This is a genomic window from Pseudomonas kermanshahensis, from assembly GCF_014269205.2.
Lineage (GTDB): Bacteria > Pseudomonadota > Gammaproteobacteria > Pseudomonadales > Pseudomonadaceae > Aquipseudomonas > Aquipseudomonas kermanshahensis.
In genome coordinates this window covers 4,750,963-4,764,859 of sequence record NZ_JABWRY020000001.1, presented here as the reverse complement: position 1 = coordinate 4,764,859, position 13,897 = coordinate 4,750,963, and the positions used below count along the sequence as shown (strand labels likewise).

The 13,897-nt window shown below is 60.7% G+C and carries 16 protein-coding genes and 1 other RNA gene; 10 read left to right on the top strand and 7 right to left on the bottom strand.

The features are described from left to right. The gene (zapE, locus tag HU764_RS21345) at positions 1-1,095 is read left to right on the top strand and encodes a cell division protein ZapE (RefSeq protein ID WP_186677762.1); all 1,095 of its coding nucleotides are present in this window, start codon (positions 1-3) and stop codon (positions 1,093-1,095) included. 116 nt (positions 1,096-1,211) lie between these two features. Here the strand turns inward: zapE and HU764_RS21340 are convergent, their stop codons facing one another. Beyond that, complete coding sequence (locus HU764_RS21340) at positions 1,212-2,132, bottom strand: GlxA family transcriptional regulator (RefSeq protein ID WP_172960431.1); 921 nt, start codon at positions 2,130-2,132, stop codon at positions 1,212-1,214. A 213-nt stretch (positions 2,133-2,345) separates the two neighbouring features. Then, on the bottom strand, positions 2,346-3,386 hold the full coding sequence (locus HU764_RS21335) for an NADP(H)-dependent aldo-keto reductase (protein ID WP_186677760.1): 1,041 nt from the start codon (positions 3,384-3,386) through the stop codon (positions 2,346-2,348). 258 nt (positions 3,387-3,644) lie between these two features. On the opposite strand from HU764_RS21335, the gene rplM reads away from it, so the two are divergent. From rplM to HU764_RS21300, 7 genes are all read left to right on the top strand, one after another. Continuing rightward, positions 3,645-4,073 carry a 50S ribosomal protein L13 gene (rplM, locus tag HU764_RS21330; RefSeq protein ID WP_008097538.1) on the top strand — a complete coding sequence of 143 codons (429 nt, stop codon included), beginning with the start codon at positions 3,645-3,647 and terminating at the stop codon, positions 4,071-4,073. A gap of 14 nt (positions 4,074-4,087) precedes the next feature. Further along, positions 4,088-4,480 (top strand): 30S ribosomal protein S9, encoded by a 393-nt coding sequence (gene rpsI / locus HU764_RS21325; protein WP_009404633.1) that lies wholly within the window; start codon positions 4,088-4,090, stop codon positions 4,478-4,480. Between the two features lie 262 nt (positions 4,481-4,742). Then, the gene (petA, locus tag HU764_RS21320) at positions 4,743-5,336 is read left to right on the top strand and encodes a ubiquinol-cytochrome c reductase iron-sulfur subunit (RefSeq protein WP_027593998.1); all 594 of its coding nucleotides are present in this window, start codon (positions 4,743-4,745) and stop codon (positions 5,334-5,336) included. Further along, positions 5,336-6,547, top strand: a complete 1,212-nt coding sequence (locus HU764_RS21315; RefSeq protein WP_027593999.1) for a cytochrome b — start codon at positions 5,336-5,338, stop codon at positions 6,545-6,547. The genes petA and HU764_RS21315 overlap by 1 nt, the downstream gene beginning before the upstream one ends. Further along, positions 6,547-7,326, top strand: coding sequence for a cytochrome c1 (locus HU764_RS21310; RefSeq protein ID WP_027594000.1), 780 nt, complete (start codon positions 6,547-6,549; stop codon positions 7,324-7,326). Before HU764_RS21315 ends, HU764_RS21310 begins: the two co-directional genes overlap by 1 nt. A 117-nt stretch (positions 7,327-7,443) precedes the next feature. Beyond that, positions 7,444-8,067, top strand: coding sequence for a glutathione S-transferase N-terminal domain-containing protein (locus HU764_RS21305; RefSeq protein ID WP_186677749.1), 624 nt, complete (start codon positions 7,444-7,446; stop codon positions 8,065-8,067). Between the two features lie 10 nt (positions 8,068-8,077). Further along, positions 8,078-8,509, top strand: a complete 432-nt coding sequence (locus HU764_RS21300) for a ClpXP protease specificity-enhancing factor (protein ID WP_027594002.1) — start codon at positions 8,078-8,080, stop codon at positions 8,507-8,509. Positions 8,510-8,555: 46 nt separating this feature from the next. Here the strand turns inward: HU764_RS21300 and HU764_RS21295 are convergent, their stop codons facing one another. From HU764_RS21295 to HU764_RS21275, 5 genes are all read right to left on the bottom strand, one after another. Beyond that, entirely contained in the window at positions 8,556-8,774 is a 219-nt protein-coding gene (locus HU764_RS21295; protein WP_099430372.1) for a YgdI/YgdR family lipoprotein, read from the bottom strand. A gap of 142 nt (positions 8,775-8,916) precedes the next feature. Continuing rightward, on the bottom strand, positions 8,917-9,495 hold the full coding sequence (locus tag HU764_RS21290) for a BON domain-containing protein (RefSeq protein ID WP_027594004.1): 579 nt from the start codon (positions 9,493-9,495) through the stop codon (positions 8,917-8,919). Beyond that, positions 9,492-10,085 carry a phosphoheptose isomerase gene (locus HU764_RS21285; protein WP_012274070.1) on the bottom strand — a complete coding sequence of 198 codons (594 nt, stop codon included), beginning with the start codon at positions 10,083-10,085 and terminating at the stop codon, positions 9,492-9,494. The genes HU764_RS21290 and HU764_RS21285 overlap by 4 nt, the downstream gene beginning before the upstream one ends. A gap of 86 nt (positions 10,086-10,171) precedes the next feature. Beyond that, on the bottom strand, positions 10,172-10,543 hold the full coding sequence (locus HU764_RS21280) for a YraN family protein (protein WP_027594005.1): 372 nt from the start codon (positions 10,541-10,543) through the stop codon (positions 10,172-10,174). Next, on the bottom strand, positions 10,543-12,360 hold the full coding sequence (locus HU764_RS21275) for a penicillin-binding protein activator (RefSeq protein WP_099455242.1): 1,818 nt from the start codon (positions 12,358-12,360) through the stop codon (positions 10,543-10,545). The genes HU764_RS21280 and HU764_RS21275 overlap by 1 nt, the downstream gene beginning before the upstream one ends. A 187-nt stretch (positions 12,361-12,547) precedes the next feature. On the opposite strand from HU764_RS21275, the gene rsmI reads away from it, so the two are divergent. After that, positions 12,548-13,423, top strand: coding sequence for a 16S rRNA (cytidine(1402)-2'-O)-methyltransferase (gene rsmI, locus HU764_RS21270; RefSeq protein ID WP_027594007.1), 876 nt, complete (start codon positions 12,548-12,550; stop codon positions 13,421-13,423). A gap of 67 nt (positions 13,424-13,490) precedes the next feature. Next, positions 13,491-13,864, top strand: an RNA gene (rnpB, locus tag HU764_RS21265) — RNase P RNA component class A. Positions 13,865-13,897: the final 33 nt, after the last annotated feature.

The following is a 13,897-nucleotide window of genomic DNA, read 5'->3' as shown; positions in this document are numbered from 1 at the left end:
ATGACGCCCCTAGAACGATACCAAGCAGATCTGAAACGTCCCGACTTCTTCCATGATGCGGCGCAGGAGACTGCGGTGCGTCACTTGCAGCGCCTGTACGACGACCTGGTACATGCGCAGAACAACAAGCCGGGCGTGTTCGGCAAGCTGTTCGGCAAGAAAGAGCAGACGCCGGTCAAGGGCCTGTACTTCTGGGGTGGGGTAGGGCGTGGCAAGACCTACCTGGTCGACACCTTCTACGAGGCGCTGCCGTTCAAGCAGAAGATGCGGACGCACTTCCACCGCTTCATGAAGCGCGTGCACGAGGAAATGAAAACCCTCAAGGGCGAGAAAAACCCGCTGACCCTCATCGCCAAGCGTTTCAGCGACGAAGCCAAAGTCATCTGCTTCGACGAGTTCTTCGTGTCCGACATTACCGATGCGATGATCCTCGGCACCTTGATGGAGGAGCTGTTCAAGAACGGCGTGTCCTTGGTGGCGACGTCCAACATCGTGCCGGACGGCCTGTACAAGGACGGCCTGCAGCGTGCGCGCTTCCTGCCCGCCATCGCCATGATCAAGCAGTACACCGACGTGGTGAACGTCGACAGTGGCGTCGACTATCGCTTGCGCCACCTGGAGCAGGCCGAACTGTTCCACTTCCCGCTCGATGACGCCGCACACCAGAGCATGCGTGCCAGCTTCAAGGCGCTGACCCCTGAGTGCACCCAGGCTGTCGAGAACGACGTGCTGATGATCGAGAACCGCCCGATCAACGCCCTGCGCACCTGCGATGACGTCGCCTGGTTCGACTTCCGCGCCCTGTGCGACGGGCCGCGTAGCCAGAACGACTACATCGAGCTGGGCAAGATCTTCCATGCGGTATTGCTGAGCAATGTCGAGCAGATGGGCGTTGCCACCGATGATATCGCCCGCCGGTTCATCAACATGGTCGACGAGTTCTACGACCGTAACGTCAAGCTGATCATTTCGGCTGAGGTGGAGTTGAAGGACCTGTACACCGGTGGCCGTCTGAGCTTTGAATTCCAGCGGACCTTGAGCCGGTTGCTGGAGATGCAGTCGCACGAGTTCCTGTCGCGCGCGCATAAGCCGTAAGGCATGGGGGCTGCTGCGCAGCCCTTTCGCGGCACAAGGCCGCTCCTACAAGAGATCGCGTTCTTTTGTAGGGGCGGCCTTGTGTCGCGATGGGGCGCGAAGCGGCCCCCTAGGCCTCAAGCCTCTTGCATGAACTGCTGCCGATACTGGTTCGGCGACAACTCCGTGTGCTGGCGGAACAACCGGGCAAAGAAGCTGGCATCGTCGTAGCCCACTTCGTAGCTGATGGTCTTGATGCTCTTGCGCGTGCTCGACAGCAAGCCCTTGGCGGTCTCGATCCGTAGCCGTTGCAGGTAATGCAGCGGTTTATCGCCCGTCGCGCCCTGGAAGCGACGCATGAAGTTGCGAATGCTCATGCCATGGTTGCGGGCCACGTCCTCGAAGCGGAACTTGTCGGCGAAGTGCTCTTCCAGCCAATGCTGAATCTGCAGAATGATCAGGTCCTGGTGCAGTTTCTGCCCACCAAAACCCATGCGCCCCGGGGTGTAGTTGCGCTGCACTTCGTAAAGGATGTCGCGGGCCACGGCGCGGGCCACGTTGGCACCGCAGAAGCGCTCGATCAGGTAGATATACAGGTCACAGGCCGACGTCGCACCGCCCGCGCAATAGATATTGTCGGCATCGGTCAGGTGCTTGTCTTGGTTCAAGCGGATTTTCGGAAAACGCTCGGCAAAATTGGCGAAGAAACGCCAGTAGGTCGTCGCCTCCTTGCCGTCGAGCAGGCCGGACTCGGCCAGCCAGAACACGCCAGAGGCTTCAGCGCACAGCACGGCGCCACGGGCATGTTGCTCACGCAGCCACGGCAACACCTGTGGATAACGCTGCATGAGGTTGTCGAAGTCGTCCCAGAACGCTGGGAGGATGATGATATCGGCATCGTTCAGGCCGCCGTCAACCGGCAGCTGGACATTACTGAAGCTGTCCACGGGCTGGCCGTCTGGGCTTACCAGGCCAATTTCGAACATGGGCTGCAGGCCCAGGCCCAATTGCTTGCTGTACCGCAGGCTGGCGAGGTGGAAGAAATCCTTGGCTTGCATCAAGGTCGAAGCGAACACCTTGTCAATGGCCAGGATGCTGACGCGCCGCAGCGACGCGGAGGGTTGGGTAAACATCATTGTCATTGTTCTTATAGGGTAGAGTGGTCAATCACCGGCTGGATCGTCTTATTTTTTGGCGATTGTGTCTACCCCGCAGAATTGCACGGTCCCTTTCGCGAGTTCACCCGCGAAAGGGACAGCGTTGCACTGGGTTCAGGGTGCCGGGTTGGGCTGGTCCTGATGAATTGCCTCGATCGCCGCCAGCAGCTCATCGCTTAGCTTCAGGTCCAGGCTCGCCAGGTTGCTCTCGAGCTGTTCGATGCTGGTCGCACCGATAATGTTGCTGGTCACGAATGGCTGGCGTGTGACGAACGCCAAGGCCATCTGCGCCGGGTCCAGCCCATGTGCCTGGGCCAGCTGCACATAGCGGCTGCAGGCCGCCACGGTCTGCGGGTTGGAGTAGCGGGCGAAGCGGCTGAACAGCGTCAGGCGGCCTTTTTCTGGCCGGGCGCCGTTCTCGTATTTGCCCGATAGCATGCCAAAGGCCAGCGGCGAATAAGCCAGCAGCCCGCATTGCTCACGGATCGCGATTTCCGCCAGGCCCACCTCGAAACTGCGGTTGAGCAGGTTGTACGGGTTCTGGATCGACACCGCGCGCGGCCAGCCGCGGGCTTCTGCCAGTTGCAGGAACTTCATGGTGCCCCACGGCGTTTCGTTGGATAGGCCAATGTGGCGGATCTTGCCCGCGCGCACCTGCTCATCGAGCACTTCGAGGGTCTCTTCCAGTGGGGTGAAGTGGTCCTGTGGCAGGTGCTGATAGCCCAGCTTGCCGAAGAAGTTGGTGCTGCGCTCCGGCCAGTGCAGCTGGTACAGGTCGATGCGGTCGGTTTGCAGGCGTTTCAGGCTTTCGTCCAGCGCCGCGACGATGTGCTGGCGGTTGTGCTTGAGCTGGCCATCACGGATGTGGCTGATGCCGTTGCCGGGGCCTGCGACCTTGCTGGCCAGGATCCAGTCGTCGCGATCGCCCTGCTCGCGGAACCAGTTGCCGATGATGCGCTCGGTGGCGGCATAGGTCTCTGGGCGCGGTGGCACCGGGTACATTTCGGCGGTGTCGATGAAGTTGACCCCGGCGGCCTTGGCCATCGCAATCTGCTTGAAGGCCTCGTCCTGAACGTTCTGTTCGCCCCAGGTCATGGTGCCCAGGCACAGGGCGCTGACGTTGAGATCGGTACGGCCGAGCTGGCGGTATTCCATCGGGAAAACTCTCCTTAGGTAAAGAAGCCCATAAAAGCAGGTTGAAATTTTTCGCGCAATCTGGATAATTCGGCACCTCTCCGTGTGGCGGAAGTGATGCACCACCACGCAGGAAGAACCCCGTCGAACATTGGCGTGCCCGACCCGAGCCCCCAAAAGCGTCTGTGTTCGGCTGCGCGCTTGCCCTTGGCAAGCTGTGCACTATCCAGTAAGATTCGCCGTCTATTTTTCGCTGGGCGGCCTCTGAGGCTTTAGAGAATGAAAACTTTTACTGCTAAACCGGAAACAGTAAAGCGCGAGTGGTTCGTAGTCGACGCCGCTGGCCAGACCCTGGGTCGTCTGGCTACCGAAATCGCTAGCCGTCTGCGTGGCAAACACAAACCAGAATACACCCCTCACGTTGACACCGGCGACTACATCGTCGTCATCAACGCCGAGCAAATCCGTGTAACTGGCGCCAAGTCTTCCGACAAGATGTACTACTCCCACTCCGGCTTCCCAGGCGGTATCAAGGAAATCAACTTCGAGAAGTTGATCGCCAAGGCCCCTGAGCGTGTTATCGAAACCGCGGTCAAAGGCATGCTGCCGAAGAACCCGCTGGGTCGCGACATGTACCGTAAGCTGAAAGTGTACGCGGGTGCTGCTCACCCACACACTGCTCAGCAGCCTCAAGAACTGAAGATCTAACGGGATAGTTCATTATGTCGGCGACTCAAAATTACGGCACTGGCCGTCGCAAGACCGCAACCGCTCGCGTTTTCCTGCGTCCGGGTACTGGTAACATTTCCATCAACAACCGTTCTCTGGACGTGTTCTTCGGCCGCGAAACCGCTCGCATGGTTGTTCGCCAGCCGCTGGAACTGACCGAGACCGTTGAGAAGTTCGACATCTACGTCACCGTTGCTGGTGGTGGTGTCAGCGGTCAAGCCGGTGCGATCCGTCACGGTATCACCCGCGCTCTGATGGAATACGACGAAACCCTGCGTGGCGCTCTGCGTCGTGCTGGCTACGTCACCCGCGACGCTCGTGAAGTTGAGCGTAAGAAAGTGGGTCTGCGTAAAGCGCGTAAGCGTCCTCAGTACTCCAAGCGTTAATTTCGCTTCGGCAGTCGAAAAAGCCCGGTTCCTTTGGAGCCGGGCTTTTTTTATGTCTTGAACTAACCTGTCAGCATGTCCGTGACGGCTTACCGCATAGACGCAGATCAAGCAAAGCGAGGGTTGTAGCCCGCAATCGGGTAATCACCTTGTCAGTGTGTGGATTTGTTTCTTACCATGGCGGCCAATTTTTAGTGCCACAGACATTACCTAAGTACAGGCCTGATCCAACAGGCCAAGCAAGCTGATGGGAGAGGACTGAATGAGCAATGACGGCGTCAACGCAGGCCGGCGCCGCTTCCTCGTAGCCGCGACCTCTGTGGTCGGGGCGGCGGGGGCAGTGGGGGCTGCGGTACCGTTCGTGGGGTCATGGTTTCCCAGTGCCAAGGCGAAAGCCGCGGGTGCACCGGTGAAGGTGAATATCGCCAAGGTCGAGGCCGGGCAGCAGATGGTGGCCGAGTGGCGTGGCCAGCCTGTATTCATCGTACGGCGAACGGAGGAGATCCTCGGGAACCTCAAGAAAATTACCGCAGACCTGTCCGACCCCGAGTCGAAGGCCTCGGTGCAACCCACCTACGTCGACCCACAGGTGCGCTCGATCAAGCCGGAAATACTCATTCTCGTAGGTCTGTGCACCCACCTGGGTTGCTCGCCGACGTTCCGCCCTGAAGTGGCGCCCGCCGACCTGGGGCCAAAGTGGGTAGGGGGCTATTTCTGCCCGTGCCACGGTTCCCACTACGACCTGGCTGGCCGTGTCTACAAGTCGCAGCCGGCGCCTCTCAACCTGCCAGTGCCACCGCACTCGTATGAGTCGGACGACATCATTGTCATCGGCGTCGATCAGGAGAACGCATGATGAGCAAGTTCATGGACTGGATTGATGCGCGCTTCCCTGCCACCAAGATGTGGGAAGACCACCTGAGCAAGTATTACGCGCCCAAGAACTTCAACTTCCTGTATTTCTTCGGCTCCCTGGCGTTGCTGGTGCTGGTCAACCAGATCGTCACCGGTGTGTGGCTGACCATGAGCTTCACGCCCTCGGCGGAAGAGGCCTTCGCCTCGGTCGAGTACATCATGCGTGACGTGGAATACGGCTGGATCCTGCGCTACCTGCACTCCACCGGCGCGTCGGCGTTCTTCATCGTGGTCTACCTGCACATGTTCCGCGGGCTGCTCTACGGCTCCTACCAGAAGCCACGTGAGCTGGTCTGGCTGTTCGGCATGCTGATCTACCTGGCGCTGATGGCAGAGGCCTTCATGGGCTACCTGCTGCCTTGGGGGCAGATGTCGTACTGGGGTGCCCAAGTGATCATCTCGCTGTTCGGTGCGATTCCGGTGATCGGCGACGACCTCACCCAGTGGATTCGTGGTGACTACCTGATTTCCGGTATTACCCTGAACCGCTTCTTCGCCCTGCATGTGGTAGCCCTGCCGATCGTTATCCTGGGCCTGGTGGTGCTGCACATCCTGGCCTTGCATGAAGTGGGTTCGAACAACCCCGATGGCGTCGACATCAAGAAGAAAAAGGACGAAAACGGTATCCCGCTGGACGGCATTCCGTTCCACCCTTACTACACCGTCAAGGACATTGTCGGCGTGGTCGTGTTCCTCTTCGTGTTCTGCGCCGTGGTGTTCTTCTTCCCGGAGATGGGCGGTTACTTCCTGGAGAAACCGAACTTCGAGCAGGCGAACGCCTTCAAGACGCCTGAGCACATTGCGCCGGTGTGGTACTTCACGCCGTTCTACGCGATCTTGCGTGCGGTGCCTGACAAGCTCATGGGTGTGATCGCCATGGGTGCCGCCATCGCCGTGCTGTTCGTGTTGCCTTGGCTCGACCGCAGCCCGGTGCGCTCCATGCGTTACAAAGGCTGGATCAGCAAGCTCTTCCTGCTGGTGTTCTGCGTGGCCTTCGTCATCCTCGGCATATTGGGCGTGCTGGCACCGACACCAGGGCGCACCTTGCTGTCGCAGGTGTGCACGGTGTTGTACTTCGCCTACTTCCTGCTGATGCCGTTCTACACAAGGCTCGAGAAGACCAAACCGGTTCCGGAAAGGGTGACTGGCTGATGAAAAAGTTGATTGCAGTATTTTTGCTGGCAGTGATGCCTGCCTTTTCCTTCGCTGCGGAGCACGGCCTGGAGCTGGACAAGGTCGACATCGACCTGACCGACAAAGCGGCCATGCAGGATGGTGCGCGTACCTTTGCCAACTATTGCATGGGTTGCCACAGCGCCAAGTTCCAGCGCTACGAGCGGGTGGCCGATGACCTGGGCATCCCCCACGAGCTGATGCTTGAAAAGCTGGTGTTCACCGGTGCCAAGATTGGTGACCACATGAACATCGGCATGAAGCCAAGCGATGCCAAGACCTGGTTCGGCGCCGCGCCACCCGACCTGACCCTGGTCGCCCGGGTGCGGGGTACCGATTGGCTGTACACCTACCTGCGCAGCTTCTATGAGGACAAGTCGCGTCCTTATGGGGTGAACAACAAGGTGTTCCCTAACGTTGGCATGCCCAACGTCCTGGTTGGCCTGCAGGGCAACCAGGTGGTTGGCTGCAAGCAGGTGCAGAGCGTGGTCGATGGCAAGAAGCAGTTTGACCCGCTGACGGGCAGCCCATTGACCCATGAAGCGTGCGACCAGCTGACCATCACGCCGAATTCCGGTACCCTGACGACCGAGCAGTTCGACGAGAAGGTCAAGAACCTGGTGACCTTCCTGGCCTATTCGGCCAACCCGGTCAAACTGGAAAGCCAGCGCATTGGTACCTATGTGTTGCTGTACCTGGCTTTCTTCTTCGTATTCGCCTATTTGCTCAAGCGTGAATACTGGAAGGACGTGCACTGATCACGCAGTAATTTCTGGTAGTTGAACGCGCCCGGGGGGCCCTAGCAGATTTGCCAGGGTACCCCGGGCGCGTTTTCATTTAGAGTTTTACGAGCATCTCGTGCGAGGAGGCGCTACATGGGCGCAACCAACAGGTTAGCCTGCTATTCCGATCCCGCTGATCACTATTCTCATCGGGTACGCCTCGTTCTTGCCGAAAAAGGCATCAGCGTGCAGATCGTCGACGTCGATCCTGGCCGTTTGCCGCCCAAGCTGGTTGAGGTGAACCCCTATGGGAGCGTGCCGACCTTGGTCGACCGCGACCTGGCGTTGTATGAGTCGACCGTGGTGATGGAATACCTCGAAGAGCGTTACCCGCATCCACCCTTGATGCCGGTGTACCCCGTGGCGCGTGGCAACAGCCGCCTGCTCATACACCGCATCCAGCGCGACTGGTGTGCCCTGGCCGACACCGTGCTCGACGTGCGCAGCACTGACGCTGCCCGGGCCGAGGCGCGCAAGGCATTGCGTGAGAGCTTGACTGGTGTCTCGCCGCTGTTCGGTGAGTTCGCCTGCTTCATGAGTGATGAGCAAAGCCTGGTCGATTGTTGTCTATTGCCCATACTCTGGCGTTTGCCGGTCATGGGTATCGAATTGCCGCGGCAAGCCAAGCCGCTGCTGGATTACATGGAGCGACAGTTCGCCCGCGAGCCTTTCATGGCGAGCCTGTCCTCCGTAGAACGTGAAATGCGCAAGCTTTAAGGAGCTGTTGATGAACTCCAGTCGCCCCTATCTGGTTCGAGCACTGTACGAGTGGATCGTCGACAACGATTGCACGCCCCATATGCTGGTCAATGCCGAATTCCCGGCAGTCCAGGTGCCGCAAGGTTTTGCCAGTGATGGTCAGATTGTCCTGAATATCTCGCCGAGCGCCGTGCGCAGCCTGCACATGGATAACGATGCGGTGAGCTTCGAGGGCCGCTTCGGCGGCGTCGCCCACACGTTGTTCGTGCCGATTGGTGCGATCCTCGGTATCTACGCCCGTGAGAACGGGCAGGGCATGGTCTTCGAGCTGGAGCCGTCGTTGCTGGAAGGCGATGAGCTGGAAGACGACGACGTCGAGCCGGATGATGACGGCCCACCTGAAGGGGGGGGCCAGCCGCCGCGTCCGACGGGCCGGCCGAGCCTCAAAGTGGTCAAGTAACAAAAAAGGCGATCCAACCGGATCGCCTTTTTATTTGCAGCTGCGATTACAGGTCGCTGATGGTGCGCACCTGGTCTTTGTTGATGCGGGTGCGTTTGCCGTCGAGTTGCTGGAACTCGTAGAAGCCGGTGGCCTTCTCGTAGCGCGGCGCGTCGACGGCCTGGAACTCGCGGCCGTCGTTCAGGGTGATCAGGCTAGGGGTGGAGCAGCCGGCCAGGGTGGCGAAGGTGCCAATCAGCAGGGCAGGCAGCAGGAGCTTCTTCATGCGGTGTTTCCTGAATTTCTGAAGGGTAAAGCTTTGTGGTGGCCTGTATGCGCCTCATCGCCGGCAAGCCGGCTCCCACAGGTAAACCACGAACCCTGCGAGAGCCGGCTTGCCGGCGATGAGATCGGAACAGGCCAATGAATCAGTCGATGTACTCGAACAGCTTGACGATCTTCTGCACGCCCGACACGCTCTGGACTACGCCGGTGGCGGCGTTGGCCTCTTGCTGGGTCACCAGGCCGAGCAGGTAGACAATACCGTTTTCGGTAATCACCTTGATGCGCGAGCTTGGCACGGCGTTGTCGGTCAGCATTTGGGTCTTGATTTTGGTGGTCAGCCAAGCGTCGTTGTTGCGCGCGAGGATGGAGGACGGCTGCATCACCTGCAGTTCGTTGTGTACCTTCTTCACGCGCTGCACTTGGCCTGCAGTCTGCTCGGCCAAGCTCTTGAGGTCGGCGCGCGGGGTTTGGCCGGCGAGCAGGACAATGCCGTTGTAGCTGCTGACAACGATGTGCGAGCCCTTGTCCAGGTCTGGGCTGGCCTTGGAAATATTCACCGCAGCCTTGGTTTCGATCAGCGAGTCATCGATCTTGCTGCCGATGGTACGCGTGCCGCGATCGTCCTCGATTGGCGAATTGCGGGTGGAGGTCAGCACCGAGCTGCAGCCGGTGACGCTCAGGCACAGGGTCAGGGCCATCAGGCCGAGGCGCATAGGGGTCATTCTTCACTCCCGAACAGTTGGCTGTCGATCAGGTCGCACAGGCAGTGGATCGCCAGCAGGTGGACTTCCTGGATACGCGCGGTGACTGTCGAGGGCACGCGGATTTCCACGTCCTCGGGCAGCAGCAGCGAAGCCATGCCGCCACCGTCACGTCCAGTCAATGCTACGACAATCATTTCGCGATCATGTGCGGCCTGGATCGCTTGAATCACGTTGGCCGAGTTGCCGCTGGTGGAAATCGCCAGCAACACATCGCCGGGCTGGCCCAGGGCGCGAATCTGTTTGGAAAAGACTTCGTTGTAGCTGTAGTCATTGGCAATCGAGGTCAGCGTCGAGCTGTCGGTTGTCAATGCGATGGCCGGCAGGCTCGGGCGCTCGCGCTCGAAGCGGTTGAGCAGCTCTGACGAGAAGTGCTGGGCATCGCCGGCCGAGCCGCCGTTGCCGCAGGCGAGCATCTTGCCCTCGTTGAGAAGCGCATTGACCATGACCAGGCTGGCCTGCTCGATGTGCGGTGCCAGGATGTCCATTGCCTGTTGCTTGGTATCGATGCTGGCCTGGAACAGCCGGCGAATTCGGGATTGCATGTCCATCTGGTGACCTTAAGTGGGGCGGTGGCCTTTGCTGCGCGCATCAACGACCAGCCCGCGAAACATAGAGCAAAAAATACGAAGTGGGTTCAGCATTCGAAGGCGTTTTTCAGCCATTGAAGCGGTCTGCCTGCGTGGTGGCTGCCCTGCAGGGCGACAACGTCGAAGCGGCAGGGGTGTGTGGCCCAGCGGCATTCCTTCTGCAGGAAAAGGCTGGCAGCCAACACCAGCCGTTTCTGCTTGCGCCCGTCGATACTGCCGAGGGCGCCACCGAAGCTCGCGTGCAGCCGGTAGCGGACTTCGACGAATACTACTGTATCGGCGTCGAGCATGACCAGATCAAGCTCACCGCCTTTGCATCGCCAATTGCGTGTCAGCAGCTGCAAACCTTGCCCTTGGAGGTACTCAAGGGCTTGGTTTTCGGCTGCATGGCCGGCCTGGGTAGGCGATGCGTCGGGCATCAGCGGGCGGTGTCTGGCAGGCGCTTGACCTGACCACCAGCGAACTCGGCCCACGGCAGTTGACGTTCGATGCGCTGGTTGGCGTTCATGCTCAGGCTGCCGGACAGGCCCTGGATGCGGTTATCCGGCAGGGCTTTCAGCTGGCCCAGGCGGGGTGCCAGGCTGTAGGCATCCACACCCATGGCGTACAGGCGGCCGAGGCTGCCGGCTGCTTGTGGCCATTGCTGGACCACTTGCTGGCGCAGGCTGTTGCTGGTGTCGAGCAGCCACGGTGTTTCGCAGAAACGAATGCCGTTCATGTCGTTGTACTGGTTGACGTCACCGCTGGCGCTGTACAGGTTCGAGGTGGCGTAGACCGGCACGTCGCCCGCGTACTGGAAGTTCAGGGTCGGCTTGATCTGCTGGGCCTGCTGCGGCGTCGAGGCAAGGAAGATGAAGTCGATGTCCTGGCGGCGCGATGGCTGCGCGGCGATGTTGCCGCCTACCGTGCTTTGCAGGCTCTTGGCGCGGCCTTCGCTTTGGCGCAGTTGGAACAGGTCGGCAATTTGCTGGGCCAGGGCGACCGGTTGAGCGATGCGCTCGGCGGCGAGCAGGGTGCCGCCGTTGCTTTCCCAGTCTTTGCGGAAAGCGGCGAGCACGCGGTCGCCCCATTCACCACTTGGCACAAGGGCAACGGCACGTACCTTGCCGTCGGCGCGGGCGCGGCGCGAGACTTCGCGGGCTTCGTCTTCAGCGGCGAGGCCGAACTGGAAGAGTTGCGGCGGGGCTGTCTGGCCGGCGTCTGCATAGTTCAGTGCCAGTGTGGTGATTGGCAACTGCTGATTAGCAGCGAGCTTCTTCACCAGGGGTTTTTCCAGCGGGCCGACTACAAGTTGCACACCAGCGGCCTGGGCCTGGCGGTAGAAGTCGTCCAGCGAGGTGATGCGCGAGCTGTCGAATACCTGCACGGCTGGCGCCGGTTGGCCCGACTGCTGGGCCTGGAAGTGAGCGGCCATGAAACCATCGCGCAGCGCGCGGGCGACACCCGCCAAAGGCCCTTCCTGGGGCAGCAGCAGGGCGATCTTGGTCAATGGCTGGCTGGCCAGCTCCTTGAGCTTGACCAGCGCCACCGGCAGTTGCTGGGCGGCTGGGTGGTCCGGGTGCTGTTTGCGCCAGGCATCGATGGCGGCTTGCTGTTGCTCCAGGGTGCCGGCGGTTTTCACCGCCAGGGCCAGGCTGGTCCAGCCGGCCAGGACCGGGTCGGTGGCGGGCTGCTGCAACTGCTCTGCAGGCAATGCGGCGACCAGTGCCCAAATGGCGTCATTGTTGGCGCTGGCGGCCTGGCCGCTGAGCAGCGGGGCGAGCAGGATGCGCTGTTGTGCCGCTGCCAGCGACTGGCCATCGGCTTCAAGGGCGGCCGCGTGGACGCTGTAGGTGCGTGCTTGCTGTTCTACCGGCAGTTCGCCAACGCGCTGCAAGCTGGGGTGCGACAGCGCGCTCAGCGCCGCTTTGGGCTGGTTGCGGCTCATCGCCAGCTCGGCGCCAAGGGTGCTGGCGAACACTTGCTGGGCGGGCTTGAGCGTGTCCATCGGGACCTGCTCGAGAATGCGTGCGGCGCGCGGGTAGTCCTTCTGCTTGTACGCAAGGTCTGCGGCGCTCAGGCGCAGCAGGGCGGCGTCTTCCGCGGACTTGCTGGAGGCGGCCTTTTCGAGCAGTTGCTCGATACTGGCGTCCGGAGTGCGCGGCAGCTCGCCCAGGCTGGATGAGGGCGAGCTGGCGCAGGCTGCCAGCAGGGTAGCGAGGCAGAGGGCTGAGAGCAGCCGCAGGCAAGCGATCATGTAAAGGTCCTGTTACTCGATCAAGTTGGCCGGCAATTGTACCCAAGCACTGGCCGGGGCGCGATGTTGCTGATGCTGATCCTTCACTATAGGCGGCTGGCCGGTGAACGCCTGCGAAGTTCTTTGCGCCCTGTTGCGGGCGCTCGGGCTACAATGGCGCCTTTGATCCGAAAGACAGGTGTGCGCAGTGACTGATGTGGCAGGGGCTTCGAAATCCACCGTGGGTACGCTGTATGTGGTCGCAACGCCCATCGGCAACCTCGACGACATGAGCGCCAGGGCGCTGAAGGTGCTGGCGGATGTCGCCCTGATCGCGGCCGAGGACACGCGCCACTCGATCCGCTTGCTGCAGCATTTCGGTATCGACACACCGCTGGCGGCCTGCCATGAGCACAATGAGCGTGACGAAGGTGGGCGTTTTCTGACCAAGCTGTTGGCCGGCGACAACGTGGCGCTGGTGTCCGACGCCGGTACGCCGTTGATTTCCGACCCTGGCTACCACTTGGTGCGCCAGGCGCGGGCGGCGGGTGTGAATGTGGTGCCGGTGCCCGGCGCGTGCGCGCTGATCGCCGCGCTTTCTGCCGCGGGCCTGCCCTCCGACCGTTTCATCTTCGAAGGTTTTTTGCCGGCGAAGACGGCGGGGCGTCGAGCACGCCTGGAGCAGGTGAAGGAAGAGCCGCGTACGTTGATCTTCTATGAGGCCCCTCACCGCATCCTCGAGTGCCTCGAAGACATGGAGGCAGTGTTCGGTGCTGAGCGCCCGGCCCTGTTGGCCCGCGAGCTGACCAAAACCTTCGAAACTCTCAAAGGGCTGCCCTTGGCCGAACTGCGTGCTTTCGTCGCGGCCGATAGCAATCAGCAGCGCGGTGAGTGCGTTGTATTGGTGGGGGGTTGGAGTGCGCCTGAGGGCGAGCAGGCCATCAGTGTCGAGGCGCAGCGTGTGCTGGACTTGCTGTTAGCGGAGTTGCCGCTCAAACGGGCGGCGGCACTTGCGGCGGAAATTACCGGTGTGCGCAAGAACCTGTTGTATCAACTTGCCTTGGAAAAGCAGAAAGCACAGTAGTGGCAATTTGATATAGTTTACGGTATCGCTTGTTCTTGAGCGCGGCTGCCGTTAACCTTGTCAGCGGAGAGTCGATTGGACAGTCGCTGCCTGCTTTTGTTCCGCAGCTTTTGTTGCGAAACGGCAGGGGGAGGAAAGTCCGGGCTCCATAGGGCAGAGTGCCAGGTAATGCCTGGGAGGCGTGAGCCTACGGAAAGTGCCACAGAAAATAACCGCCTAAGCACTTCGGTGCCGGTAAGGGTGAAAAGGTGCGGTAAGAGCGCACCGCGCGACTGGCAACAGTTCGTGGCTAGGTAAACCCCACTCGGAGCAAGACCAAATAGGGTTCCATTAGGCGTGGCCCGCGTCGGAACCGGGTAGGTTGCTAGAGGCGTCCAGTGATGGCCGTCGTAGAGGAATGACTGTCCTCGACAAAACCCGGCTTACAGATCGACTCTCCACCTCTCCCTCCCTGCTTGAATCGATAGCAGGCGC